Origin of the sequence: Allomuricauda sp. d1, from assembly GCF_039592695.1 — a bacterium.
GTDB lineage: Bacteria > Bacteroidota > Bacteroidia > Flavobacteriales > Flavobacteriaceae > Flagellimonas_A.
The window spans coordinates 13,682-39,048 of record NZ_JBBUTK010000003.1; the positions used below are offsets into that span (position 1 = coordinate 13,682).

At 42.0% G+C, this 25,367-nt stretch carries 23 protein-coding genes; 17 read left to right on the forward strand and 6 right to left on the reverse strand.

Annotation, left to right across the window (positions count from 1 at the left end):
- The first annotated feature begins 104 nt into the window (after positions 1-104).
- From AAAH86_RS11905 to AAAH86_RS11930, 6 genes are all read left to right on the forward strand, one after another.
- Entirely contained in the window at positions 105-2,438 is a 2,334-nt protein-coding gene (locus AAAH86_RS11905; RefSeq protein WP_343487871.1) for a ribonuclease HII, read from the forward strand.
- Positions 2,439-2,563: 125 nt separating this feature from the next.
- A complete protein-coding gene (locus AAAH86_RS11910; protein ID WP_343487872.1) occupies positions 2,564-3,901 on the forward strand; it encodes an OmpA family protein in 1,338 nt (445 codons plus the stop codon).
- Between the two features lie 5 nt (positions 3,902-3,906).
- Complete coding sequence (locus AAAH86_RS11915) at positions 3,907-4,596, forward strand: hypothetical protein (RefSeq protein WP_343487873.1); 690 nt, start codon at positions 3,907-3,909, stop codon at positions 4,594-4,596.
- A gap of 68 nt (positions 4,597-4,664) precedes the next feature.
- Positions 4,665-5,705, forward strand: a complete 1,041-nt coding sequence (locus AAAH86_RS11920; protein WP_343487874.1) for a hypothetical protein — start codon at positions 4,665-4,667, stop codon at positions 5,703-5,705.
- A gap of 14 nt (positions 5,706-5,719) precedes the next feature.
- Positions 5,720-6,727: a DUF11 domain-containing protein gene (locus tag AAAH86_RS11925; protein ID WP_343487875.1), complete on the forward strand. Its 1,008-nt coding sequence runs from the start codon at positions 5,720-5,722 to the stop codon at positions 6,725-6,727.
- Between the two features lie 64 nt (positions 6,728-6,791).
- Positions 6,792-7,271 carry a hypothetical protein gene (locus AAAH86_RS11930; protein ID WP_343487876.1) on the forward strand — a complete coding sequence of 160 codons (480 nt, stop codon included), beginning with the start codon at positions 6,792-6,794 and terminating at the stop codon, positions 7,269-7,271.
- 25 nt (positions 7,272-7,296) lie between these two features.
- On the opposite strand, the gene lipB is transcribed toward AAAH86_RS11930, so the two are convergent.
- The 3 genes from lipB to AAAH86_RS11945 are packed head-to-tail and all read right to left on the reverse strand — an operon-like array spanning position 7,297 to position 8,961.
- Positions 7,297-8,013 carry a lipoyl(octanoyl) transferase LipB gene (gene lipB, locus AAAH86_RS11935; protein ID WP_343487877.1) on the reverse strand — a complete coding sequence of 239 codons (717 nt, stop codon included), beginning with the start codon at positions 8,011-8,013 and terminating at the stop codon, positions 7,297-7,299.
- Between the two features lie 27 nt (positions 8,014-8,040).
- The gene (locus tag AAAH86_RS11940) at positions 8,041-8,787 is read right to left on the reverse strand and encodes a hypothetical protein (RefSeq protein ID WP_343487878.1); all 747 of its coding nucleotides are present in this window, start codon (positions 8,785-8,787) and stop codon (positions 8,041-8,043) included.
- 18 nt (positions 8,788-8,805) lie between these two features.
- Positions 8,806-8,961: a YqaE/Pmp3 family membrane protein gene (locus AAAH86_RS11945; protein WP_343487879.1), complete on the reverse strand. Its 156-nt coding sequence runs from the start codon at positions 8,959-8,961 to the stop codon at positions 8,806-8,808.
- A gap of 78 nt (positions 8,962-9,039) precedes the next feature.
- Here AAAH86_RS11945 and AAAH86_RS11950 point away from each other — a divergent pair, with 78 nt between their 5' ends.
- The 6 genes from AAAH86_RS11950 to AAAH86_RS11975 all read left to right on the forward strand — a co-directional run bounded on the left by AAAH86_RS11950 (position 9,040) and on the right by AAAH86_RS11975 (position 16,138).
- Positions 9,040-10,080, forward strand: a complete 1,041-nt coding sequence (locus AAAH86_RS11950) for a response regulator transcription factor (protein WP_343487880.1) — start codon at positions 9,040-9,042, stop codon at positions 10,078-10,080.
- Positions 10,081-10,186: 106 nt separating this feature from the next.
- Positions 10,187-10,741 carry a thioredoxin family protein gene (locus AAAH86_RS11955; protein WP_343487881.1) on the forward strand — a complete coding sequence of 185 codons (555 nt, stop codon included), beginning with the start codon at positions 10,187-10,189 and terminating at the stop codon, positions 10,739-10,741.
- A 65-nt stretch (positions 10,742-10,806) separates the two neighbouring features.
- A complete protein-coding gene (gene lysS / locus AAAH86_RS11960) occupies positions 10,807-12,510 on the forward strand; it encodes a lysine--tRNA ligase (protein ID WP_343487882.1) in 1,704 nt (567 codons plus the stop codon).
- Between the two features lie 34 nt (positions 12,511-12,544).
- Positions 12,545-13,066 carry an isoprenylcysteine carboxylmethyltransferase family protein gene (locus AAAH86_RS11965; RefSeq protein WP_343487883.1) on the forward strand — a complete coding sequence of 174 codons (522 nt, stop codon included), beginning with the start codon at positions 12,545-12,547 and terminating at the stop codon, positions 13,064-13,066.
- Positions 13,067-13,122: 56 nt separating this feature from the next.
- Positions 13,123-14,640: a M20/M25/M40 family metallo-hydrolase gene (locus tag AAAH86_RS11970; RefSeq protein WP_343487884.1), complete on the forward strand. Its 1,518-nt coding sequence runs from the start codon at positions 13,123-13,125 to the stop codon at positions 14,638-14,640.
- A 67-nt stretch (positions 14,641-14,707) separates the two neighbouring features.
- A complete protein-coding gene (locus AAAH86_RS11975) occupies positions 14,708-16,138 on the forward strand; it encodes a DASS family sodium-coupled anion symporter (RefSeq protein ID WP_343487885.1) in 1,431 nt (476 codons plus the stop codon).
- 54 nt (positions 16,139-16,192) lie between these two features.
- Here the strand turns inward: AAAH86_RS11975 and AAAH86_RS11980 are convergent, their stop codons facing one another.
- The 3 genes from AAAH86_RS11980 to AAAH86_RS11990 form a co-directional block, all read right to left on the reverse strand.
- Positions 16,193-16,780, reverse strand: a complete 588-nt coding sequence (locus AAAH86_RS11980) for a hypothetical protein (protein ID WP_343487886.1) — start codon at positions 16,778-16,780, stop codon at positions 16,193-16,195.
- A 152-nt stretch (positions 16,781-16,932) separates the two neighbouring features.
- Positions 16,933-17,232, reverse strand: coding sequence for a hypothetical protein (locus AAAH86_RS11985; RefSeq protein WP_343487887.1), 300 nt, complete (start codon positions 17,230-17,232; stop codon positions 16,933-16,935).
- Between the two features lie 378 nt (positions 17,233-17,610).
- Entirely contained in the window at positions 17,611-18,288 is a 678-nt protein-coding gene (locus AAAH86_RS11990; protein WP_343487888.1) for a hypothetical protein, read from the reverse strand.
- Between the two features lie 290 nt (positions 18,289-18,578).
- Between AAAH86_RS11990 and AAAH86_RS11995 the strand changes: the two genes are divergently transcribed.
- From AAAH86_RS11995 to AAAH86_RS12015, 5 genes are all read left to right on the forward strand, one after another.
- Positions 18,579-21,083, forward strand: coding sequence for a zinc-dependent metalloprotease (locus AAAH86_RS11995; RefSeq protein WP_343487889.1), 2,505 nt, complete (start codon positions 18,579-18,581; stop codon positions 21,081-21,083).
- Between the two features lie 168 nt (positions 21,084-21,251).
- Complete coding sequence (locus AAAH86_RS12000) at positions 21,252-21,431, forward strand: hypothetical protein (protein WP_343487890.1); 180 nt, start codon at positions 21,252-21,254, stop codon at positions 21,429-21,431.
- Between the two features lie 126 nt (positions 21,432-21,557).
- Positions 21,558-21,989, forward strand: a complete 432-nt coding sequence (locus AAAH86_RS12005; RefSeq protein ID WP_343487891.1) for a hypothetical protein — start codon at positions 21,558-21,560, stop codon at positions 21,987-21,989.
- A gap of 270 nt (positions 21,990-22,259) precedes the next feature.
- A complete protein-coding gene (locus AAAH86_RS12010) occupies positions 22,260-23,066 on the forward strand; it encodes an SH3 domain-containing protein (protein ID WP_343487892.1) in 807 nt (268 codons plus the stop codon).
- Between the two features lie 218 nt (positions 23,067-23,284).
- Positions 23,285-25,225 carry an AAA family ATPase gene (locus AAAH86_RS12015; RefSeq protein WP_343487893.1) on the forward strand — a complete coding sequence of 647 codons (1,941 nt, stop codon included), beginning with the start codon at positions 23,285-23,287 and terminating at the stop codon, positions 25,223-25,225.
- The last annotated feature ends 142 nt before the right edge of the window (positions 25,226-25,367 follow it).

Consider the following 25,367-nt stretch of genomic DNA (forward strand, 5'->3'; position numbering starts at 1 on the left):
TTCTAACCACTTTGATACTCTCTTGTACCACCAAAAAAAACCGACTTGAAAATCCCCTTTCAATATTACCGAAAGACCCTGCATTCATACTTCGTATAAACGATATGGCCCAATTTAGAAGTGAGGTCAAAAACAATGATTTTTTGGTGCAGTATAACAATATGCTGCTTTTCAAGTCTATGCAATCGTTGATTGGTGACTTGGAGTATGTAAATGCCCAGAACGACTGTCTTGTGGGGTTTTATAAATCTAATAGCGATGATACATCGCATTTTGTGCTGCTAGCGGATGAAAAAGAAGTTTTCTTCGACCTCCAAAAAGCAAATCAAAAACAAGTTGAAAAGCTCACTTATAAAGATTTGGTTATTACCCGCTACGAAGCAGATGGTTCCATTTTTTTTGGTGCCCACATTGGAGAAAAACTTGTCTTTAGCAATTCTGAAGATTTGCTGAAAACCGCGGCAAATTCTGATCAGAGCTTCCAAATTTCGCAAACATTAAAAAAGTTGTTTGAAGCAGCAGACAATCACAAATCTGCCAACCTATTTATGCAGCCAAGCGAAATGCCTTTTGTTTTCCGTTCTAAAGACACTGAACACCAAACTGATGAAACTAAATATAACGATTGGCTTTCTCTTGATTTCAATGCATCCCAAAATATGCTGAACTTAAGCGGCATTGAAATTACAAATGATTCGTTGCCCAATTTTTTATCATTGTTCAAAGATGTAGAACCTTTGACCAATAGCACTGCGTCAATGGCGCCTGCTGATGCCGACGGCATCTTATCCTACACATTTAACGATTATTCTTCTTTCGCCAAAAATCGTGATGCCTACCTTGAAAAACCATCTCAAAGCGATACCCTTTTTAATACTATCGAAGAGGTGGGCGTGATTGTATTAAATAGCGAAAAAGCAATAACCTTGGGGTCATTTGGCACCAACAATATTGCTGAATTTCTCACTTCCAAAAAAGTAAGGGTTTCTGATTATCAAGGTGCCGAAATTACTGAACTTGGTGATTTGGACCTCATCAACGAGACCTTCAATCCTTTGTTCAAGGGTTTTGCACCAAAATTCTACACCATCATAGAGAACACCTTTGTGTTCTGCGAGAAACAGGAAACCCTGAAAAAAATAATCAGTGATTATAAGAGAGGTACCACCTTTGATACCACGCCTGCTTATGAAAGTGGCATGGAATTTCTGGCCAGTGAATCGAATATTTTGCTGCTATCCACTTCTGACGGCATGGATTATTTCATTAAAAATGAAATGCTTCCAAACCTGTTTTCTGATTTTAAACCCAATGAGCTCAAAAACCATGTCTTCTCTGCCCAAGCCATCGCCGATAAAACATTCTTTCATACCAGTTTTACGATTTCAGAAGTTGGTAAAACTTCAGAAAACAATACCGTAACCCGACTGTTTACATTAGAGTTGGATGCCGATCTGGCCACAAATCCACAATTTGTCAAAAACCACCGCACCAACAAACAGGAGATTGTCGTACAAGACAATGACAACAACCTCTATTTGATTTCCACGGAAGGAAAAGTACTTTGGAAAAAGCAGCTCAACGGAAGGGTGCAGGGTAGGATTGAGCAGGTCGACCTATACAAAAATGGCAAACTGCAATTGGCATTCTCTACCAACAATGAATTTTTGATCTTGGACAGAAACGGTGAGGTTGTTGAACCCTTTAACATGAAATTTGAAGGCGGAAACTTGAATGCACTGGCGGTTTTTGATTATGAAAAAAGAAAAGACTACCGCTTTGTGGTAACCCAAGGGCAAAAAGTGTTCATGTACAACCGAAAGGGTGACATTGTGAAAGGATTCAAATATACCGAGACCGAGAGCCCCATTATCGCAAAACCCTCACATTTTAGGTTGGGCAATAGAGATTATCTAACCTTTCAACTTGAGAATGGGGCATTGAAAATACGCCACCGAGCTGGCCAAGAGCGCATCAAGGTCAACAAAAAAATAGATTTCTCTGAAAATGGTATCTTTCTCTACAAAGACAAGTTTTCTGTCACCGATAAAAACGGGGTGCTTCATCAAGTTGCCACCAATGGAAAACTGACCCAAACAGACTTCAATCTCAACAAAGACCATGGCATGTATGCGACAAGCAAAACCCTGGCCCTGACGAATGAAAACATACTGAGCATCAAGGGCAAGAAGGTCGAGCTTGAGCTCGGTGTCTATACCGCACCGAAAATATTTTATGTCTACGACAAAATATATGTGGCGGTGACCGATATTCAAAACAAAAAAATATACCTGTACGATAGCCAGGCCAAACCCACTCCTAACTTTCCAGTTTTTGGCGGTTCAATGATTGATTTAATGGATATTGACAATGACCGAAAACTGGAGCTCGTAGCCAAAGACCAAGAAAACTCACTGATTGTATACAAGGCAAATTAGCGGCAGCACACACAGGTTTTTAGGCTAAATACACATCAATCAGTACATAACCTTCCTATTTTTTTTACATTACATTCCATAGATTTTTATATTTTAAGTACCACAAAATCAAACACTAAAGCAAAATGAAAACATTCCCTAAGGGCAGCCTTTTCTTGGCATTGCTCACAATTTTTATTTTTTCTGTAGACGGAAATGCCCAAATACTGAAAAAACTGGGCAAAAGAGCCGAAAGAGCAGCTGAACGCACCATTGAACGACGGGTAGACAAAGAAACCTCTGAAAAGACCGATGAAGTTCTCGACAGTATTCTGGAACCCGGCAAAAAAGGAAAACAAAAAAACCCCATCCCGAACAAGCCTAACCCCACTGGAGGCGAACAAGGAGGAACAGGAAACGACCAAGGTGGCATTAACAATCCCGCTGATGGTTCAGACAATGGCCCTAAGACCATTGAAGTCTACAGCAAATTCGACTTCGTGCCAGGCGATAAGCAATTGTTTTTCGATGATTTTGCCAATGATTTCATCGGGGACTTCCCTTCAAGATGGAATACCAATGCTGGCGGCGAAGTGGTCACCTTGGGCGATTCGCCCCAAAAATGGCTGGAAGTGAAATCGGGTTTCAACATCTATTACATACCTGATGTACCACAATTGCCAGAGGATTATACCATTGAATTTGATATCGCAGGGGTGGGTATAGACAAGCACACCTCATCTACGGCGCAACTCAGTATTACCCTTAGTGATGATGACCAATTCAAAAGTGGTAGAAATTTTGTCTTCGCCGAGATACCCTATTGCCAGTATGGTGCCGTTGGAATTACGGTAGAGAACAGCATCAATGGTAAAAGGCAGATTCGTAGCACTGTGCAGGCAGATATACGCGATGAAATTTTGGAAATGCCCCATGTCTCCATCGCCGTAAACGGTCAACGTTTTAGGCTTTGGGTCAATGAAGTGAAATATATCGATGTGCCAAGGCTGGTGCCTACAGGAGCTGTACTGCACACCATAAAATTCAATGCAAAACAGTTCAAGGATGGTAAAGAGCAGGTCTTTATTACCAATCTCAAAGTCGCCGAAGGTGGTGTAGACCTGCGTCGAAAATTGATTTCTGAGGGAAAAATATCCACAAACGGAATTCTATTCGATTCCGGCTCTGCCAACATCAAACCTGAATCCATGGGCATTATCCGCCAGATTTTTCAAGTCTTGCAACAAGATGCTTCCATCAATCTGAAAATTGTCGGCCATACCGATGCTGATGGAGGTGATGACACCAACATGGCATTGTCTAAGAAAAGAGCTGATGCCGTTAAAAATGCACTGGTCAGCGTTTACGGAGTCGATGGTAATCGCTTATCAACAGAAGGAAAAGGAGAAAGTGAGCCTGTAGCCGACAATACATCCCCGGAAGGAAAATCGCAAAACCGTCGTGTAGAATTCATAAAACAATGAACCAAATGAAAAAATTGATTCTCCCACTGTTGTTGATTGCATTTGCGTTCAACTTTTCGAATGCGCAAAACGCATGCAGCCAATATTATGTGTTGGAAGATGGTGTAACTTATGAATACACCAACTACAATAAAAAGGGCAAAGAAGACGGCACATTTACCTATACTGTAGACGATGTAGATGGTAGTGGCGATTCTGTCTCTGCGACCATGACCATGCAAATGACCGATAAAAAAGGAAATACCTATGATTCAGAATACGGAATTAGCTGCGAAGGTGATGTCGTAAAAATCGATTTTAAATCACTGATGAATGAACAGATGATGAGCCAGTTCGGTGATGTAGAGGTTGATATGTCCGGTACGGATATTGAGCTGCCCAATAATCTATCGGTGGGCCAGGAGCTAGACGATGCCAATATTGAGATGAAAATGAAAATGGGCGGTATGAACATGAACATGAATGTAGAGACCGTAAACCGTAAAGTGGAAAAAAAGGAAATCATTACTACCCCCGCGGGAAAGTTTCCCTGTTTTGTCATCTACAGCGAGAATAAATCAAAGATGATGATGGCTAACCAAACCTTTCCTTCAAGAATGTGGTTGGCAGAGGGTGTCGGCATGATCAAGCAAGAGACTTATAACAAAAAAGGGGATCTTACAGGTTATATGGAATTGACCAAGTTCAGTAAATGACGTCTGTTCAATTTACAAAAAGTGAAAAATAGAGCGTAGTGACATGCACTTCTCGGTAACATGATACTATGAAAAAATGGATTGTGATAATCGTATGCATTATATGCTTCATAAATGGAGTGCACGCCCAGTGTTTAGCTCCTGTAGGTGCAGCAAGCAGTATTCCGGCCAATCCAGTTGATAAAATCAACCGTCGTTTTAAGTTCGATTATAAAATAAGTTCTGATTTGGAATATGCCATTGAAGGTGATGTTCAGCACTTCACCATGGATTATTATGTCAACACAGCAGATGGGTCAATCTTGTTTCCGAGTGGTCCTTTAGGCTTTTTTAAGAACAATTTGGGTGTCTACCAAAGTACGCGGGGACGAATAGATGGCGCGGTTTGGCTGGCCAACGGACAACTCGTTACCTATGTTTATGACAGATATAATAATGAGCACAGGGCAATCACAAGGCAAAGCAGCCAGACAGCAAATATCAGAATTGAAAACGATCTTATTTATTCAATGCATTTTTTCTCAAAATCAGAAGAACGCAATAAGATTCCAGAGCCTATGCCATCCCATGTTAATTGGGACACGCCAACCCAGGGGTATGTGGCAGAAATGAGGGAGCCCAAAACCGGGCTAAACAATATATGGACAATGTATTTTGATACTGCTCCGACACCTATAAAGACTACTGCAGTCATGGTTGGATTTATGGTCGGCATCTTAAAGGATATGAGCGATGCGAAGTGCAATCGATTAATCGTTTATAATAAAGTGAATATTGGCGGACCGGAATCTGGAAATTATATTCAGGTAACTCTAAATTCTATGATTCCTTCAGGAATTACATTCGATGCCAGCGAATATAAACCCATGATCGTTGGTGGCGATGAGGATTCCGACATAGAAGTCGAAACAGCTTATTTCGAAGAAAAAATGGGGGAAATTCTGTTGAGGAAAGAGACATTGAGGGAAAAGCGGAAAATCTGTGGTTCAGACTATTGCCGAGAAATGATAGATAAAGAACTGGAAGAATTAACGGAACGTGAAGAAAGGCTCAATTGTCGGATGGCAAAGGCTATGGGATTGGAGGATATGATGGATGAATGTCACTAAATAAATTTCAAACCATGAAAAAAACACTTCTTCTCTTACTATTTGGCTTATTTGGGCAACTGACTTTATTGGCCCAATCAGCCGATTTGAGTCTTGAACTATCGGTTGATGACAATTTTGTCGATCCCGGTCAAGAGGTCACCTTTACCATTAGGGTCATCAATGATGGTCCTGATACCGCTTTGGATGTTCAGGTATTTAGCCTTCTACCCCCAGGTTACGATTTCGTAGGTTATGATGCCAACAATGGCTCTTATAATGCGGTGAATGGCGTTTGGGATATTGGGGGTATGGGCTATGGCATAAATGCCATTCTCAGAATTAGGGCCATTGCAAAGATTTCTGGTGAACATTCACTTTTGGCCGAGGTCTTGGCCAGCGATCTTCTGGATTACGATAGCGTGCCCAACAATGGGGTTGATACTGATGGCGATGGCGATGTATATGATGACCCTGATGATGAAGATGATGGTGATGGGCAATTGGTCGTTGTCTCAGGCACACCGTCTTCTGAAGGTACATCGAGTGGATCTCCTCCCCCTGGTGGCTCTGCCAGTGGAACCCCTTCTGACGCTGAGGCTCTTGATTGTAGTGGGGAGGAAGGAACTATGGACAGTTGTCTAATCGGCACTTGGGATGTCGATGTTTCCACCATCTCCGAACTCTGTGATTGTAACCCAACAGGCAACATAAAAATCACCATTGAAAGCAATCCGGCAGGGCACCTAAATGCAGAGTTTCAGTTGCGATTTAATTTTGATGACGGTGACTATGATGTACACAGAGGAACCCTAAGTGCCTGTGTAATCCCTAGAGGCAGTAGAGGCGCTTTTAAGCAAGTCGGATTGTCGGGAGTGACACTGGGCACTGGCAATGTCCATACGCACCATAATTCGCGTCGTGGTACAACGCGTGACCTAACCCCCGATGTACTTGCAACAATGGGCGGCTTTAGTTATTCAGGCTGTACTGCCAGTGAATTTATCGCAATGTATGTGGTTCAATTGAGCAAAATGAGGTAATACGGGGGCTCAGGACAGAAACCACAATTGACTTAAAGTATTTATCCCTTTTAAATACCATAGCATGAAAAAAATCAAACTACTCTCGCTGCTTGTCCCATTACTTTGTGGGATGTTGCAGGCCCAAGACCTTGAATTGGGTGTTCATGTGCTGCCCACTTCGGTATTGGGCGACCCAGCCATGTTCAATATCACCGTTCGCAATATGGATGAAGAACCGGCTAATGGTGTGGAAGTGCAGGTGACCTTGGATAAAGGTTTAAAATTTTCAAGCTTTACCCCCAACAAATTGGATTTCAATCCAGAAACAGGGCTTTGGAAAATAGGGACGGTCGAACGGCATCGCGCGGCCGTTTTGACCATAATCGCCAATTATGTGACAAAAGATGATGCCATTCTGATGGCTGAAATCATTGCAAGCAACGGTATTGATCCAGACAGTACACCCGGCAATGGCATCGACACCAACGGTAATGGAAAAATTGTCAGTGACAAGGGTGATGAAGACGATGGCGATGCCGCCCAGAATGGGCCTTTTAATTAGAGAGAACCAATACTAGTTTGTGAATTTAAACTTTGGTTTTAGCTAGCACTATTTCTGCCTCGAATAGGGCGGCAAAGTGCTTGACAAGCTTTTCTTTGACATCCTCTTCATCAATGTGGGAATTCCCAAGTTCAGCATTTAAGGAAGTCACCGCCTTGTCCTTTATCCCGCAGGGGATCATCAAATCAAAATACCCCAAATCGGAATTGATGTTAAAGGCAAAACCATGCATGGTCACCCACCGGCTGGCCCGCACACCCATAGCGCAGATTTTACGGGCAAACGGAGTGCCCACATCTAGCCAAACTCCCGTTTCGCCTTCTGACCGTTCACCTTTGAGTCCGTATTCTGCCAAGGTCAAAATGACCATTTCCTCTAAAAGACGCAGGTATTTGTGAATGTCAGTAAAGAAATTGTCCAAATCCAGAATAGGGTAGCCCACAATTTGTCCCGGACCGTGATAGGTAATGTCGCCTCCCCGATTGATTTTATAGAATTGGGCACCTTTTTCTTCCAACACTTTTTCATCTACCAAGAGATTGTCAATATCTCCGCTCTTGCCCAAGGTGTAGACATGGGGGTGCTCTACGAACAAAAAATGGTTGGGGGTCTCGAGTCCGGCAGCTTCTCTCCTATTTCGGATTTTGAGGTCAATAATGCCCTTGAAAAGTTCTTCTTGATAGTCCCAAGTTTCCTTATAGTCTTTATGGCCTAAGTCTTGAAGATGGACTTTTTTGTTCATCCCACAAAGATACAAAGAAGCAGACGGCTAGTCTTCCAGCTCAACCTCAAGTATGACAGACTCTGGATCTTTCATCATCTGAAGAAAATCGACCTCGTAGGTCATGGTCTTTCCATCCAAAGAAAAAGTAGCGCCCTCAACGTTGGTCGATTTCACTTTCTTTGGAAAATGATACTTGAAGGTATACGTAGAGCCTGACAAGAACATCTCGGCACTTTGAAGACTGTCGGTGGCTTTTTTAAAAAGCTCTTCATCGATAATCGTGATTGTTCTTTTAAACCGATTACCAGAAAAATTGTATTCTACTTTTGTAGTTTGGTTATTGGCGCCCATTGGTGGTGACTTTTGAGGGTTGCCCCCTGGTGGCGGATTCATGGCACTCGCATCTTGAAAAGCGTTAAAGGCATCGTTGACTTCATTGACCTTTTTGAACTCACTGAAGAGGTCAAATCGCAGGGCATTTTCTTCAGGATTCATTACCATGTGCAATGAGAAAGGTTCCAGCTTCTTGAGTTTTGCCTGTTCTTGGGGCGAAAGTTGGGCAATACTGTCCTTTTTCTCTTCCAACAACTGTTTGAACACTATGGTAGAGTCTATGGCCTTTTCTTGATTGGTAGAGTCCATCGCCCCCATCATGGCCATCATTTCACTGCCATCAAAATGGATGTTTATCTTGCCGGAACCATCTTCGTTCAAATGAATTTCCTCCACAAAATTGCATGACCAGACCAAGGCAACTACCATGATAACTGCCCAAATTTTTCTTTTTATCATTTTAGGATTTACTTTTCGTTACGTGGGATTGTTCAAAATAATCAATGCCGCGATGACACCGGGCACCCACCCACAGAACGTCAAAAGTAACACAATAAAGAAAGAGCCACAACCTTTGCCAATGACCGAAAGCGGCGGAAAGATGATGGCCAATAAGACCCTAAAAAAACTCATACTCTGTTGATTGATTGATGTACTTTATGTGTATCAAAAACCGTGAAATTGTTACATAAAACGATTATTTTTAAACTTGTGAAACGCTTTTTGCCATTTTTTATACTGGTACCGTTTATTTCCATTCAGGCGCAATATCGTTTTGAAGGGCAGGTCTCAGAGAACTTTAAGAATAGACCAGTTTATCTATCACTTGTTGATGACTATCGAAAAGTCTCAAGAATCAATACAAGCCAGGTCATTCAAAATACCCCATCAGACTCTCTGGGATTCTTTTTTTTTGAAGGGGATTTTCTAAACGACCAAAACAGGATATACCGAATACATACTGATAGTTGCAGCGACCAAGAGGCTGAAAAAAATCATCTTTTGGGAAAATGCGAATCAAGTGAAAGCATCTTATTTATCGCCAATAACAATGATACGCTTTCATTGCCTGTCGGAAATCTAGGGCAAGCGTTTTGCGAAATCGTTTCTACCAATGCTGCCTCAAACAAGTTGCTGGAAGCAGAATTGTTACGGGAATCAATGGTGTTGGATATCGTTGATAGCGATAGCGAAAAGGCCAGAATGCTCAATTATGAAAAATGGTTCAAAAAACTACAGGATTTTGGGGTGCTGAGCAGGGAACCATTGGTAGAATTGTTTTGCTACAATTTTTTGTCGGATAGAAGTAGTGAAGCCCATGCCTTCTATCAAAAAGATCTTCAAGAAAATACCTATTACGGCAATGCGTTAAGCCGCTTAACAGCAAAATACCCTGATGCGACTTTTACAAATCAATTCATCAGCGAGCTTCAAGCCGATCAAAGTATCGTGAATGCTAAGACCGTCGATTTGAGAAGCTCTACATTCAAGCCAAGTTATTTTTTATACCTCTCTCTGGCTTTAGTCTCACTAGTAGTGGCCATTCTCTTTCTACGAAGAAAAAGAAACAGTGCTAAAAAAAATTTGCATGAGCTAAGCCCTCAAGAGTTACGGGTTTATCAAGCGATGAGCGATGGAAAATCCAACAAAGAAATCGCTTCAGAACTGTTTATCAGCCACAGCACAGTCAAAACCCATATCAACAATATTTACAAGAAACTCGGTATTTCGTCTCGCAATGAACTGCTATAACTGCTGCTCTTTAGCGAAATCCACCCTGGGTCTAGCACTGATTTCCATCCCATAAATCTTTCAAAAACCCAACAATAGCTTGATTTTCGGAAGCAAAACCGAAATCATGAAAATTTTAATCAGTGCATTTTTACTTATTTGCCTTTTACCTGCGCATGCCCAGTTCAACAAAGAAATCACTTTGGATGATGGTCGTAAATTCTTGGTCGGACAATTGACTTTGGATGGATTAAAATCAGAATCCTACAGTTCTTGGTTTGAACAGAACTATAAAAAATATGTGGTTGACGATGCCTTAATCAGCATGTTCAAAGAGCAACTTTCCGACCATCACATCAAACTGTTTCTGGGCACGTGGTGTGGCGATAGCAAAAGGGAAGTGCCCAGGTTCATCAAAATTCTACATGCTGCTGAATATCCAATGGAAAATTTGGAGATTGTCGCTTTGGATAGACGCAAAGAGTTCTATAAAACTAGCCCCACAAGTGAAGAACAAGGCCTGAACATCGTCAAGGTCCCCACCATGATTTTCTTTAACGATGGCAAAGAGATGAACAGAATCATCGAAAGGCCTGTAGAAAGCCTTGAGGAAGATATAGCGGCCATTCTTATGCAAAAAAGTTACACTCCCAACTATGCTCACTTAAAACGTACTGAATAAGGTGTTGGGCAGTTTTAAGAATTAAAGCGCAAAAGTGTAATTTTGCGCTTTAATTTTTGACCGCAATGCAGCAGCTATCAGAGCAAGAAATCGTTCGAAGGGAAAAATTGACCAAGTTGAGGGAAATGGGCATCGACCCCTACCCCGCAGCTTTGTATCCCGTTGATGCCACTTCAAAAAGTATCAGAACAGCGTATGAAGAAGGGAAGAAGGTGGTCATTGCGGGCCGATTGATGAGCCGGCGAATTCAGGGCAAGGCTTCTTTTGCAGAGCTGCAAGACAGTGAAGGGCGTATTCAAGTGTATTTCAATCGCGATGAAATCTGCCCCGGTGAAGATAAAACCCAATACAACGAAGTCTACAAAAAACTGTTGGACATCGGTGATTTCATCGGCATCGAAGGTGAGCTGTTCACTACCCAAGTGGGCGAGAAAACGGTCATGGTCAAAGATTTTACATTGTTGAGCAAGTCATTGCGACCTTTGCCATTGCCTAAAGTGGATGCCGATGGCAAGACATACGATGAGTTTAATGATCCTGAATTGCGATACCGTCAGCGCTATGTTGATCTGGTGGTGAATCCGAATGTGAAGGAGACTTTTATCAAGCGTACCAAAATAACGAACAGCATTCGTGAGTTTTATAATGAACGGGGATATTTAGAGGTGGAGACCCCGATTTTACAGCCCATTCCGGGCGGGGCTGCGGCACGCCCTTTTTTGACGCATCACAATGCATTGAACATTCCCTTGTATTTGCGAATTGCCAACGAACTCTATCTCAAAAGGTTGATTGTCGGCGGATTTGAAGGGGTCTACGAATTTTCAAAGGATTTCCGTAACGAAGGCATGGACCGTACCCACAATCCTGAATTTACGGTGATGGAACTTTATGTGGCCTACAAAGATTACAATTGGATGATGGAAACCACGGAACAACTGCTTGAAAAAGTAGCCAAGGATGCCACCGGGGGAACCAAAATAAAAGTGGGCGAGAATGAAATAGAGTTTAAGGCACCTTATCCCAGAGTACCGATTCTGGATGCCATCAATGAACATACAGGTATTGATGTTTCAGGAATGGATGAAACCCAACTTCGTGAGGTGGCCCAAAAGCTGGATATTGAAGTGGATGACACTATGGGGGTGGGCAAACTCATCGATGAGATTTTTGGGGAGAAGTGTGAACACCACTACGTGCAGCCAACTTTTATTACCGATTATCCCAAAGAAATGAGTCCGCTGACCAAGGCCCATCGTAGCAAGCCTGGATTGACCGAGCGTTTTGAATTGATGGTCAATGGCAAAGAATTGGCGAACGCCTATTCTGAGCTCAATGATCCCATAGACCAACGTGAACGCTTTGAAGAACAGCTACGTTTGTCAGAAAAAGGTGATGACGAGGCCATGTTCATCGATCAAGACTTTTTGCGCGCGTTGGAATACGGCATGCCACCCACTTCAGGCATCGGTATCGGTATAGACCGTTTGGTGATGCTGTTGACCAATAACTCCAGCATTCAAGAGGTGCTGTTCTTTCCGCAAATGCGACCCGAGCGGCGAGTCGCCGCAGACGTTTTGACCAATGACGACGCAAAAGAAGTATTGAAAACACTTCAAAAAGAAGGCCAAATGGCGTTGCTTCAACTTAAAGAGTCGTCGGGCCTATCCAATAAAAAGTGGGACAAGGCTATAAAGGAACTTACCAAAAATAATTTGGCAAAAGTCGAAAAAACAGAAGATACCCTTTTGGTCAAGTTTACGGGATAACTGGTTACCTTTGATGCCACAATATCAATCAATTGTGGAAAAACCATCCCATTTAGCTTTGCTCAAAGCGGTGTTGGCCCTACCCTTTATGGTAGTAGTCGTCATTCCATTTGCTTTGGTTTACTTCAAGGTTGATTTGGATCAGCCTCCGATTAACAGTCTAAATGATACCTTACGGTTCTCATTGGCAATGGTATTGGTGATAGTGGGATTTCCTTTGTTTTCACAGTCTGTGATTCTTTTTATGAAGATTGGTCGAGGTACCTTGGCCCCATGGCACCCCACCAAAAAGATTGTAGTTGTGAGTCCTTACAGGTACTTACGCAATCCTATGATTTTAGGTGTAATTCTTATACTCTTCGCCGAAGGTCTTTTTTTCAAATCGAACGCCATTTTGGCCTGGGCGATAATTTTTTCAATCATTAACCATCTCTATTTCGTGTTTAAGGAAGAAACTATTTTAGAAAATCGTTTCGGCAATGAATATGTCGAATACAAGCGCAATGTACCTCGGTGGATACCCAGACTTTCTGGGTGGAGGCCAGAAGAAGATTGACATTTTCATATCTATTTAAAAAATCCTAGTTTAGAATCATCCTGAAAACTAACAAGATGACTCATTCTAGACTATTCCCTGTAATTTTATGCCTTCTTTTCAATTTGCCCCTGGCCATCCAAAGTCAGGCTTTTCCAGTATCAGATGCCGTTTTGGAGCAATACACCAAGGCTTCCTTCCCCATGTTGAAGGAGCTGTACAGTATACCCAACGATGCCTTTTATTTGGATGATATTGAAAAAAACGTGCAATGGTGTGAATCTTCCTTTTCAAAAAGAGGGTTTAAAACCACACGTATTGTAACAAAAAGAGCTCCCCTTTTGCTCGCTGAAAGAGATTACGGCAGCAAAAAAACGGTGTTGGTGTACCTACAACTGGATGGGCAGCCCGTGGATTCTACCCGCTGGTTTCAAGAGCACCCCTTCAAACCAGCCTTGAAAAAGAAAAATGAAAATGGCATGTGGCAAGAAATTCCATGGGAATCCATTGAAAACTATGAAGATGATTGGCGCATTTTCGTGCGTGCTGCCAGTGATGCCAAAGGCCCTGTCGGCATGTTCTTGACAGCGTTGGATATTACGGAGGCCGAAAACATCACTCCCAATTACAATATCAAAGTCATCATGGATTTTGAGGAGGAGATGGGCTCGCCCAACCTACCTAATGCTGTCGAAAAAAATGCCGAACTCTTGAAATCTGATATGCTCATCATTTTTGATGGCCCAAGACATATCACCAATAAACCGACACTCACTTTTGGCGCCCGAGGTATTGCCACCATTCAGCTGACCACTTATGGCCCGTTGGTCGCCCAACACAGTGGGCATTTTGGTAACTACGCCCCGAATCCCGCTTTACGGTTAAGTAAGCTCTTGGCATCGATGAAGGATGATGAAGGACGTGTAACCATTCCGGGTTTTTATGATGGGGTGTCTATTTCCCCAGAAGTTGAAAGTATCCTTAGAAAAGTTCCCGATGATGAAGCCCAGATCAAGAATCGGCTTCAAATTGCTGAGGCGGATAAAGTGGGAAGCTATTATCAAGAAGCGATACAATATCCATCCCTGAATATTCGAGGCATGCAATCGGGTTGGATCGATGAAAAAGTACGTACCATCATTCCCGCATGGGCCAGGGCAGAAATCGATATACGCCTGGTGAAGGAAACCGACCCAGAGCGATTGATACAATTGGTAAAGAACCACATCAAAGATCAAGGGTATCTGGTGTTGGATTCCGTACCACGAAGAGGACTGCGGCTCACGAACAACAAAATCGCAACCTTCAACTACGAAATATCCTATCAATCTTTCCGTACTGATTTTGATTCCGATGTTGGTATTTGGCTGCGAAAGGCATTAAAAAATGCGTTTGGTGAAGAGCCCATAATGATTCGTATGAGTGGGGGATCCATCCCTATTTCACCTTTTGTCAGCACCTTGGATATTCCAGCGGTCACGGTTCCGACAGTCAATAGAGACAACAACCAACACAGCCCCAATGAAAATATCAGGTTGGGCAATTATCGGGAGGGAATCAAAACCATGGTCGCCATTCTCAATGAAAAACTGTGACCACGACACGATAATTGTTTTGGGGCAGATTTCTTATTTCAAATAATTGCATTAGCTTACAATCCCAATGGAACTGAGCAAAAAACTGGGGCTTATCTTGGGGCCCATCATATTCCTTATCTGTATCAATCTGCCCTTTGAAATGGTCTCTGAAAAAGGTGACGCGGTCATCGCCGTTGCCCTTTGGATGCTCTTTTGGTGGATTACCGAAGCCGTGTCCATTTCGGTGACCGCACTGTTGCCCCTGCTCTTGTTTCCCCTTTTGAAAATATTGCCAATGGATGAGGTGGGCGCCAATTACGGCAGCCCCATCATCTTTCTCTTTTTTGGCGGATTCGTGCTCGCCCTGGCACTTGAAAAAGTGAACCTGCACCGAAGAATCGCTTTGAATATCATCCGTTTGACGGGCACCACACCTGACAAAGTGGTTTTGGGGTTTATGATTGCCACGGCCTCATTGAGCATGTGGATCAGCAACACGGCCAGCACCGTGGTCATGCTGCCCATCGCCCTTTCGGTAATCGGACTGTTAATCAATGACAAAGACGGATTCACCAAAAATGACCGGAATTTCGCACTGAGTGTCATGCTTGGTATTGCTTTTTCTGCCAATGCGGGGGGCATTGCAACCGTTATCGGCACACCACCAAATTCTGTGCTTATTGGCTTGTTGGAAAATGAGTACAACATCGAGATCTCATTTTTAAAGTGGATGACACTCGGCCTTCCATTTTCGGCCCTGCTTATTTCCATCATTTACTTTGTGTTGGTGAAATGGATGTTTCCCAATGGGGATTTAAAATTCAACGCTTCAAAAGAGGTGATACAAGAAGAGCTCAAAAAACTGGGATCGACCTCTGGAAAGGAAAAGATGGTACTCGCCATTTTTGGGGTCACGGTCTTTCTCTGGATTTTCAGAACGTTGATCAACTCCATTTTTCCAAAACTGGGGCTGTCAGACACCATGATCAGTATGTTTGCGGCCATCGCTTTGTTTGCGATTCCCTACAACATCAAAAAGGGAGATTTCATCATCCACTGGAAAGATACCTCAAGATTGGCTTGGGGCATTCTCATACTCTTCGGTGGGGGACTGGCCTTGGCCAAGGGCATGTCGGTGAGCGGCATCGTTGATTTGGTGGCGGGTGCCATCGCTAACAGTGATATCAGTATTTTGTTGACCGCATCCTTATTGATTTTATTGATGCTATTCATGACCGAATTGATGAGCAATGTGGCCTTGGTGGCTGTTTTGGCACCCGTGGTCGCAGGTATTGCCATCGGGTTGAGTGTTCCGATACTCTATTTATTGATTCCCGTGACGATGGCCAGCAGTTGTGCCTTTATGCTGCCAATGGCTACACCACCCAATGCCATTGTTTTTGCCAGTGGTCACATAAAAGTGAACCAAATGGCAAAGGCCGGAGTGGTTTTGAACCTCATCTCAGTGGCACTGTTGATTGTACTGTTCCAATTTGTGATTCCGCTTTTGTTCTAACGAAAAAAGGATGCCCACAAGGCATCCTTTCAAAATATCATTTGGTCTTAAGGGCTAGTTGTTCTTTGAGTCTTCAAATTTTATATCGGTCATTCTTCCGAATGCGTTGGCATCCATCAACTCAAGGTATTTGAATTCTTGGTCCATGTCAAAAGCGACCAGTTGATGCTGTTGAATGGTTTCCAATCCGCTGTAATCACCAAAATCATTCCCTGATAATTGCAGGGATTTCAATTTTGCCATTTTTCCGATACTGTTCGGAATCTTTCCTGCGATGGCATTTTCTGAAACGTCAAAGAATGCCAATTTTTTCAATCGGGCCAATTGACCGGGCAGCTTGCCCCTCAATGCATTACCTGATAGGTTTAAATGTATCAAGTACTTTAAATTGACCAGGGTAGCCGGTATTTTTCCTTTCAGGTTGTTGTCAGAAAGGTCTAGGGCAACCACGTGTCCGTCTTTGACCGTGACCCCTTCCCAAGTTTCGATAGGAGCATTTAAATCCCATGAATTCTTCCAGTTATGACCATCTGTAGATTGGTATAGCTCGTGCAGGGCTATAAACTCTCTGTAGTTTTGTGCGTTACTGTTTTGAAAGGCAAAAATGGCGATGCCAAGCAGTAGGATTGTTTTTTTGAGCATAATAAGTAAGATTTTGAGATGTTCAAATTTTAACAAAACACTGCGAGTATACAAAATATTGTTGTGTAAAGCCTAAAAACAGTGGTAAAAGAAAACCCTTGAAAGTCTTCACTTACAAGGGCTGTCTATTTTTAACCTTTTGTCTGTTGTACCTACTCGCTGTAGGGATTGAAATCCTCAGGCAGGTATTCAGACGTATCAAATCCTAAATCAAAATCTTCAGATTCAATAAAATTGATACTCTCAATGGCTATATCGTCTGTATATGCGTCAAAGCCTTCAGGTAAATAGCCTTCGGTTTCAAAATCCAAATCAAGATGATGCTCAGATTCTATAAAAATAACAGAGTTTACATCGAATTCTTCTGCTGGCTGCACAGATTTCTTTGCACTGAAAGCTGGCAATAACACAAGCCCGAGAAACAGGGCTGATAAGTAGTTTTTATATTTCATGGTAACTTTTGTTTTAAATTTTTAACAAAGCTAAAACCGTTAAAATCATCTTTTAGTATGTTTTTACATTTGTTAACAAATCAACTGTATTGACGTAAGAAAAAGATTAACAAACTGAACTATGAAACGCTATCGAAATCGCAATTTTCGAAGCTGATTTTTTGTGAGGAGTTAACTTTAATGCGCGTTTTTTAACAAATACACTTTATCGATTTTCATGTTATCTTTTCGTTAAGTGCAATTCGTCGAGAAATGAAGATGAAAATCCCGGCCAATGACCGGGATTTATCAACTAACTAACTCAAAAATTTGATAAAATGAAAACATCCTAACTAACTTGGCCAAGCGGCCAAATTTATCTTCGTGGGTTGTTCCCTATTACAGGTTCAACTCATCCAATTCAATATAATTGATGGCTTCAACAGAAGCTGGGGCTGCATAAGGGTCAAAATCCGCAGGCAAATACTTGCTTGTATCAAAGCCCAATTCCACTTCTTCTCCCTCTTCGATAAACTGAACAGCACCCACATTAAAGTATGCTTCGTAAGGGTCGAAACCTTTGGGAAGATACGCTGCTGTATCAAAGCCCAACTCAACTTCGTCTTCTTCGATATAGTTCACTGAATCGACATCGAAATTGTCTCCGTAGGCATTGAAACCTTCTGGCAAATAGTACTTGGTATCAAACCCAAGTTCAACTTCAGCGCTTTCCTCGACGTATTCCACAGAATTCACATCAAAATAAACCTCATTGGGGTTGAAATCTTTAGGAAGATAATCTGCAGTGTCAAAACCAAGATTAATGTTCTCATCTTCCTCAATGAATTTTATGGTATTTAAATCCAGTTCTTCTGACGCCTCTTCTTTGCTTTTGGCATTATAGTACGAAGTTTCGTTGACAGCTTCAGCGGTGAAATTGATTGCTGAAACTTGGTTCGCCAATGTACGTGCCATCTTTGAGCTTGTCTGTAACAAAGGTGCCGTACTCTCTTGTGGTTCTGCTACGGGTGCACTACCGAAAAGTGCACATGCGTAAATAACTAATAACTTGTTCATTTTTTGATTGATTTGATGATTGATGATTGTATGTTTGATCTCAAATGATCTACGTCTATAAGACTTTTAAATTTCAAGATCGTTACACAAATTTGTTTTTTTTAACAAAAAGTGAATCCTCTCTGAGCTCAAGTATAATGCGCTATTTCATCGGAAGTATTAGTAAAATTCAGGAAATCGAAAGGTCGATGTTCATCGGGAAATTTTTTTCCGTTAAGATATTTTTAACACTTTTCTGAGACAAATTTTTTGTTACTTTCCACTTTCTCACCATCTCAAACCTATCTGAAATGATTCAAAAGTTACTTCCGAAACTCTTTTTTCTCCTTTTTTTGACAGCGATTTGCCAACCTGTAGATGCACAACTCTTTAAAAAGAAGAAAAAAGACACCGAAAAATCCGCAGACTCCAAATCAAAAAAGGATGATAAAATAAAGCCTTATGATAAGGTCATTACCAAAGAGGCCGAAACCGATGAGGGATTGTTTCATGTACACCAGGTCGATGACAAACATTTTTATGAAATACCCGATTCGTTGTTCAACCGTGAACTATTGATGGTCAGCCGAATTTCAAAGACTGCCACAGGCATCGGCTTTGGGGGTGGCAAAATCAACACCCAAGTATTGCGATGGGAGAAAAAACCAAAAAAAGTACTGTTGCGGGTGGTTTCGTATGGAAATTACGCTGCGGATTCCCTGCCAATTCACGAGGCGGTAGTCAATTCAAACTTTGAACCAGTACTCTTTGCCTTCGACATCAAAGCCTTCAACAAAAAAGATTCACTGAATCCGGCCACTGTTATCCAAGTGGATGATATGTTCACAAAAGATGTGAATGCGCTCGGAATGCCTAAACGCTTTCGTGAACAATATAAGGTAAGCCGATTGGATGGTGACCGGAGCTACATCGAAAGCATAAAAAGTTATCCATTAAATGTAGAGGCACGACACGTCAAGACTTATGCTGCCAAAGAGCCCCCAAGCAACCAAAGTTTGGGTTCCATCTCCATTGAGATCAACAATTCAATGATTTTGCTTCCAGAGGAACCCATGAAACGCCGCTATTTTGACGAGCGTGTCGGTTGGTTCGCCCGTGGGCAGGTCGACTATGGATTGGATGTTCAGCGGAGCAAAACCATTAGATATCTGGATCGCTGGCGCTTGGAGGTCAAAGATGAAGATGTGGAAAAATTCAAGGCTGGCGAACTGGTCGAGCCCAAAAAGCCCATTGTCTATTATGTGGATAGGGCCACACCCAAAAAATGGATTCCCTATATCAAACAAGGTATCGAAGACTGGCAGGTCGCCTTTGAGGAAGCTGGCTTCAAAAATGCCATTCTGGCCAAAGATCCCCCGTCGCCCGAAGAGGATCCCGAATGGTCACCCGAAGATGTGCGCTATTCTGTGGTTCGTTATCTCGCTTCGCCCATACCCAATGCCAACGGGCCGCACGTGAGCGACCCACGGAGCGGTGAGATATTGGAGTCGGACATCAATTGGTACCACAATGTCATGACCTTGCTGCGAAATTGGTTTTTTGTGCAGACCGCGGCTATTAATCCCGAGGCACAGAATGTAGAGTTCAAAGATGAAATCATGGGGCGCTTGATCCGTTTTGTTTCAGCCCATGAGGTAGGCCATACATTGGGGCTTCCGCATAACATGGGCAGTAGTGTGGCCTTTCCTGTGGATTCTTTACGCTCAAAAAACTTTACCCAAAAATATGGTACGGCACCGTCGATAATGGATTATGCCCGCTTCAACTACATTGCACAGCCCGGAGATGATGGTGTGGCGTTGATGCCAGACATCGGTGTGTATGACAAACATTCCATTCGATGGGGGTATCGTCCAATCTTGGATAAATCCGCAGAAGATGAAAAGCCCATTTTAAACCAATGGATTCTGGAACACGCCGATGACCCCATGTACCGCTTTGGCCATCAACAAGTGGGTGACGTTCATGACCCAAGCTCACAGACCGAAGATTTGGGTGACGATGCCATCAAGGCCAGTGAATATGGTATTGCCAATTTGAAGCGTATTGTGCCCAATTTAACGGAATGGACGACCGAAGAGGGTGAGGACTATGACGACCTTGAAAATATGTACAATCAGGTCATTGCTCAGTTCAGACGTTATATGGGCCATGTAGCCAATAATGTGGGCGGGGTCTATGAATATTACAAGACCGCCGACCAAGAAGGGGCGGTGTATACCCACGTGCCCGCCGAGCACCAAAAAAATTGCGTCGCATTTTTGAACGAACAACTTTTTGAGACCCCAGAATGGTTGATTGAATCCGAGATTTTCAACAGAATAGAGTATTCAGGTTCTGTGGAGCGCATCAGGGCCACACAAGAGCGCTATTTAAACACTGTTCTACATTTGGGCAAACTGGCGAGGGTCATCGAAAATGAGACCCTCAATGGTGAGGATGCCTACCCCATCACCGAGCTGATGCGTGATATTCGCCGTGGAATATGGTCAGAAACCCGCTCAGGTCGTGCCATCGACACCTATCGCCGCAACCTGCAAAAGGCCCACATTGACCGATTGGAGTATTTGATGACCGCAGAGAACCAGAAGAAACTGCCCGATTTTGGGGGCTATCGTAAATCTACGGTTGTGAATACGAGCCAATCGGATATTCGTTCGGTGGCACGTGCCGAATTGAATAATTTGAAAAGGGATATCCGGGGTGGGCTTTCCCGTATTTCAGATACCATGAGCCGCTACCACCTACAAGACGCTTCGGAGCGTATCGACAAAATATTGAATCCGGAAGGATAGTTTTGTAAGAAAAATCGACGAACTGCATGCTGGTTTTCTGTAAACCAGCATGTCTTGTTTTGTGACATCAGTTTTTGGAAGTTTCACATCACCTAACCCCCTATTGGCAACATAAGCCCAAAGTGCCCAAAAAGAATATGTATTTTGGTCATCCCAAATCTAGACATTATGAAAACCTACAAAATCAGGAGCCTTTTCTACTTTGGCGCCTTCATGCTGGCATCACTCCTTTATTACAGTATCGAACAACAAGCAGCTTTTGAAGAACAATTTCAAAGTGAAGAACTTGTCGATGCCGCTTCAGAAGATTTTGAAGAAACTGAAACTGTGGGCGAAATACTGCCTTAAGTGCTTCAGATGTTCGCTGCGAAATCAATCCCCTTTAATTGTTAATTGCTTCACAAACTTTCAAAAGGTCTTAAACCTGAAACCCAATTCTTGGTCTAAGGTTTGAAATCATTAAAAATGTAAACCATGAAGAAAGTTTTGATTACAATGACCATATTGGTCGGTTTGACAGCGTTTGCCCAAAGGGGCGAACACCGAAAAGCGTTGCAAGAAATGACCCCTGAGCAAGTGGCAACCTTGCACACCAAAAAAATGGCTTTGACACTTGATTTGGACGAAAATCAACAACAACAAGTGATGGAAATCAATGTAGCGAACGCTGAATTTCAAAAAGCGAGGATGGAAGAGCGCAAAGCACTCAAGGAAAGTGGCGAATTCGACCCATCTTCAGAAGAAAAATTTGAATGGATGAATGCCAGACTGGACCAAAAATTAGCGGTACAAGAACAGTACAAAGCCATCTTTACCGATGAGCAGTACGCCCAGTGGAAAAAAATGAGTCATCGAAAACACATGCACGGCAAAAAGAAAATGCAGAGGAGAAGTGAGAGGGAGTAGTGTTTTTTGTTGATTTTTGGAAGGACCCCCAGTTCTGAAGCCATCAGGATGTTGGGGGCCTTCTATTTTTAAGCCGTTCTACGCAGAAAATACGGTTGAGGCACTTCAGTGTTCAAAGAACTTTTTGGGAACCCGCGTTGACCTTTCAACCCTGTTAAGGATTTTATAATTACCGTAGTTCAACCAGAAAAGAGTGCTTTTCAACGAGCACAACGACCAAGAAAAACTTTGGTGGCGTACATCTTTTAAAGTTCATTAAAATCTATAATCATGAAAGCAAGACAGATGTTATCCATCCTTACCATACTGACCATCTGTTTGTTTGCAAATGCCCAAGAGAAATACCATTGCAGTTATGACGAATGCGGATTTGAACCTGGCGAAATGGTATATCTTTTTGGAGATGATGTAAAACTGCGTACCGCACCGACCACTGAATCAGAGGTTATCAAGATACTGAATATCGGCACCGAGTTGACCGTGTTGGAAAAGACCGAAAACTCATGGCCCTATCGCGGTATCGAATCCAATTTTTATAAAGTGGATTATAAAGGAACCACCGGCTATGTGTTGGGCGGACTCCTTTCTTTGGAACGAAAACAGCTTTACGGCAAGACCCATCTCTTTGGCTATGCCAAAAACGGTGAATTGGAGTATCTCTATATCAGAACCCTCAAACCCGACGGAAGCTTTGGCGAAAAGAGCGTTCGTCTGAGCCATGGCAATTTGGCCCTTAAAACAATGGACAATCGTGGCCTCAACGGTGTTGACGGCATCCTCTATATCGATTATCTGGCCGAGGCCTGTGGCGTTGAGGGCGGCGGCATCTATCTCTTTCAGCAAGACGATGAACTGAAGCAGGTGGCCCGACTCTCGCAAGTGTCGGAGGCCGGGGTATTTTACCATGCCGAAGAATTTATCTTTCCCCATGACCAAGGGGGCATGCCGGGCAAGGTGCTGTTAAAAAAAGAACAAGGCGAAAATTTGGATGAGACCTCAAACCACATCAAGCGCAGTGTTGAGACCCGCGAATTGGTCTGGGCCGATGGCAGGTTGACCCCTGACCCAAAAAGTTAAACTCCTATTGTAGTGTTCAGGTTGATTTGTAAAAAGAACTGGGGGAAACCCCAGTTTTTTTGTGGTTTTTGTGTATTGGAAAATACTATTTTAACATTTATATTACCTGCACAATTTCTTTCCCCAAAAAATTATTCTATTACTTATGTTTTCATACCCTGAAAAATGAAAATATGAATGGTATAAATCAGTAAAATTAATTTCTATTTAGTTAGATTATGATACCACAGTTTGTAAGAATCAATGGCTATAGAAGATTTATCAATGCGACCGTCACCCTTGATAGACACCTTCTTGCATTTGTTGGAGCAAATGAATCTGGAAAAAGTTCATTTCTTTCAGCCCTCTTATCAATTGAAAACACTGAACCTTACGAAAAGAATGAATTAACAAAAGGTCATAGCTTATCTTCAAATGATACTGTTGTTGAGGTAACATATTTGTTGAACAAAGAAGAACGTTCTTTGGTATCTAAGTTTAATGGAAAGGGGAAAATTAGGCAGTATTTATATTCGAAGACCGTAGATGGCAAAATTAATCATAAGATTTTAACTAAGGTTGAAAGAGATAAATCTAAGAGAAGCCATATAATCAAATTCATTGATCAATTTCTTTCAAAACGATATTTGCAAAAAGTTCTAAATCATAATTTTTTTGAAGATGAAGTGATTGAAGAAATAGAGGGAAAAAGTCTGAAACAGCTTTTTGAAACTCTTCTTGATGAAATTAAACGACCAAACGATGATTTATCTTCAAATGCTTTTAATTTAATTCATTATATCCAATCGGTACTAAATGATGATTTAGGATACATTAATAAGTCCTCCCAAAAACAGATTACGATTCTGAAAGAACATTTCGATAATCTTTTAGAAGTAGAAGAACAAGAACACCCGGAGAGAAGTCTTCTTGATTACTTTAATGAACATCGGCCAAAATTCATATTATTTGACGATGGTGATAGATATCTAAAAGGGTCTTACACTGTTTCAGAGTTAGCTTCTCCAAGCAAAGCAATTGCCAATTTGCTTTCTGTTGCCGGAATAAAGGCTGAAAGCTACCTTAAAGTGGTGGCAGAAAAGGACGAAGGGGAAAGATTGAAATTGCAAGACATTGCGAATGTCAATTTAAAAAAAGAATATGCTGAATCTTGGTCGCAATCAGATGTGTACCCAAGGTTACTCCTAGATCCAGGTGCCATAACCATTTCTATTATATCATCTGGCGATAATTATACCGAAGTGATTTCAAGAAGTGAGGGGATGAAAATGTACATTGCGCTAAAAGCATTTCTCTCGGTTCGAGAAAGGGATGTTCCTCCTATACTATTAATCGATGAAGCGGAAATGCATTTACATTATGCAGGCCAATCAGATTTAGTTAGAGAATTTGAAAAACAGTGTATTGTTAACTCAATTATATATACTACTCATTCTGCTGGTTGTCTCCCAAGTGATCTGGGAAGTGGTATAAAAGCTGTTGAAGTGATTGAAAAAGATGGCATCGATTCTGGACATAGCCTTTTGAAAAACTCTATCTGGGGTAATTCAGGAGGTTTTTCGCCTATACTTTTGGCAATGGGGGCAAATGTTATTGCAATGACACTAGCGAGAAAAGCAATTATAGCTGAAGGGCCTTCTGAGACAATTCTCCTACCAAGAATGTTTAGAGAATCTTCAAATACAGATTATCTTGATTTCCAAGTGGCACCTGGGATAGCAACTGTTTCGCAAGAAAAAGCTAAAGATTTTGAATTTGAAGCGGCAAAATTAATTTACTTGGCGGACGGTGACCAAGGTGGAGATTCGATAAAAAAGAAACTAATTGAAGCCGGAATTAATGAAAATCAAATTGTTCAACTAGACAAAGGATTATCTACTGAAGACTATATAAAAACTGAAATACTTCTAGAAGCAATTAATTACGAATTTGAAGCATGGGGGCAAAATGTGGTCACAATTGATCCTGAGTTGATTCCAGATATAAACAAGATAGGCTGGCTTGAAAAGAAATGCGAAAAATTGAACAGAGAATTTCCAAGTAAAGTTAGACTTGCAGAATATATTGTAAATAAACCTAGTGACATGGCAATACTTGAGTCCAAAAGAAAAAATGACTTAAAAAGAATATTAAAAGCAATTGAAAAGAAACTTAAATAGGGTTAAAAGTGTTTTACCCCTCAACTGTCCAATCCAAATCAACATTGCTGCTGGCTCCTTTCCCTAGCTAGGGAAAGGTGGTTCCACAAAGTGGAAGCGGAAAGGGTTGTCAAAACAGCTTTCATTTAAAAAATCAATCCCT

Bases quoted from the DNA above. Each gene is read 5' to 3' on its own strand.
- AAAH86_RS11910 (WP_343487872.1), top strand. From the start codon at position 2,564: ATGAAAACATTCCCTAAGGGCAGCCTTTTCTTGGCATTGCTCACAATT.
- AAAH86_RS11905 (WP_343487871.1), top strand. From the start codon at position 105: ATGGCCCAATTTAGAAGTGAGGTCAAAAACAATGATTTTTTGGTGCAG.
- AAAH86_RS11915 (WP_343487873.1), top strand. From the start codon at position 3,907: ATGAAAAAATTGATTCTCCCACTGTTGTTGATTGCATTTGCGTTCAAC.
- AAAH86_RS11930 (WP_343487876.1), top strand. From the start codon at position 6,792: ATGAAAAAAATCAAACTACTCTCGCTGCTTGTCCCATTACTTTGTGGG.
- AAAH86_RS11985 (WP_343487887.1), bottom strand. From the start codon at position 17,232: ATGAAATATAAAAACTACTTATCAGCCCTGTTTCTCGGGCTTGTGTTA.
- AAAH86_RS11920 (WP_343487874.1), top strand. From the start codon at position 4,665: ATGAAAAAATGGATTGTGATAATCGTATGCATTATATGCTTCATAAAT.
- AAAH86_RS11925 (WP_343487875.1), top strand. From the start codon at position 5,720: ATGAAAAAAACACTTCTTCTCTTACTATTTGGCTTATTTGGGCAACTG.
- AAAH86_RS12015 (WP_343487893.1), top strand. From the start codon at position 23,285: ATGATACCACAGTTTGTAAGAATCAATGGCTATAGAAGATTTATCAAT.
- lipB (WP_343487877.1), bottom strand. From the start codon at position 8,013: ATGAACAAAAAAGTCCATCTTCAAGACTTAGGCCATAAAGACTATAAG.
- lysS (WP_343487882.1), top strand. From the start codon at position 10,807: ATGCAGCAGCTATCAGAGCAAGAAATCGTTCGAAGGGAAAAATTGACC.
- AAAH86_RS12005 (WP_343487891.1), top strand. From the start codon at position 21,558: ATGAAGAAAGTTTTGATTACAATGACCATATTGGTCGGTTTGACAGCG.
- AAAH86_RS11940 (WP_343487878.1), bottom strand. From the start codon at position 8,787: ATGATAAAAAGAAAAATTTGGGCAGTTATCATGGTAGTTGCCTTGGTC.
- AAAH86_RS11990 (WP_343487888.1), bottom strand. From the start codon at position 18,288: ATGAACAAGTTATTAGTTATTTACGCATGTGCACTTTTCGGTAGTGCA.
- AAAH86_RS12010 (WP_343487892.1), top strand. From the start codon at position 22,260: ATGAAAGCAAGACAGATGTTATCCATCCTTACCATACTGACCATCTGT.
- AAAH86_RS11975 (WP_343487885.1), top strand. From the start codon at position 14,708: ATGGAACTGAGCAAAAAACTGGGGCTTATCTTGGGGCCCATCATATTC.
- AAAH86_RS11970 (WP_343487884.1), top strand. From the start codon at position 13,123: ATGACTCATTCTAGACTATTCCCTGTAATTTTATGCCTTCTTTTCAAT.
- AAAH86_RS11955 (WP_343487881.1), top strand. From the start codon at position 10,187: ATGAAAATTTTAATCAGTGCATTTTTACTTATTTGCCTTTTACCTGCG.
- AAAH86_RS12000 (WP_343487890.1), top strand. From the start codon at position 21,252: ATGAAAACCTACAAAATCAGGAGCCTTTTCTACTTTGGCGCCTTCATG.
- AAAH86_RS11980 (WP_343487886.1), bottom strand. From the start codon at position 16,780: ATGCTCAAAAAAACAATCCTACTGCTTGGCATCGCCATTTTTGCCTTT.
- AAAH86_RS11945 (WP_343487879.1), bottom strand. From the start codon at position 8,961: ATGAGTTTTTTTAGGGTCTTATTGGCCATCATCTTTCCGCCGCTTTCG.
- AAAH86_RS11995 (WP_343487889.1), top strand. From the start codon at position 18,579: ATGATTCAAAAGTTACTTCCGAAACTCTTTTTTCTCCTTTTTTTGACA.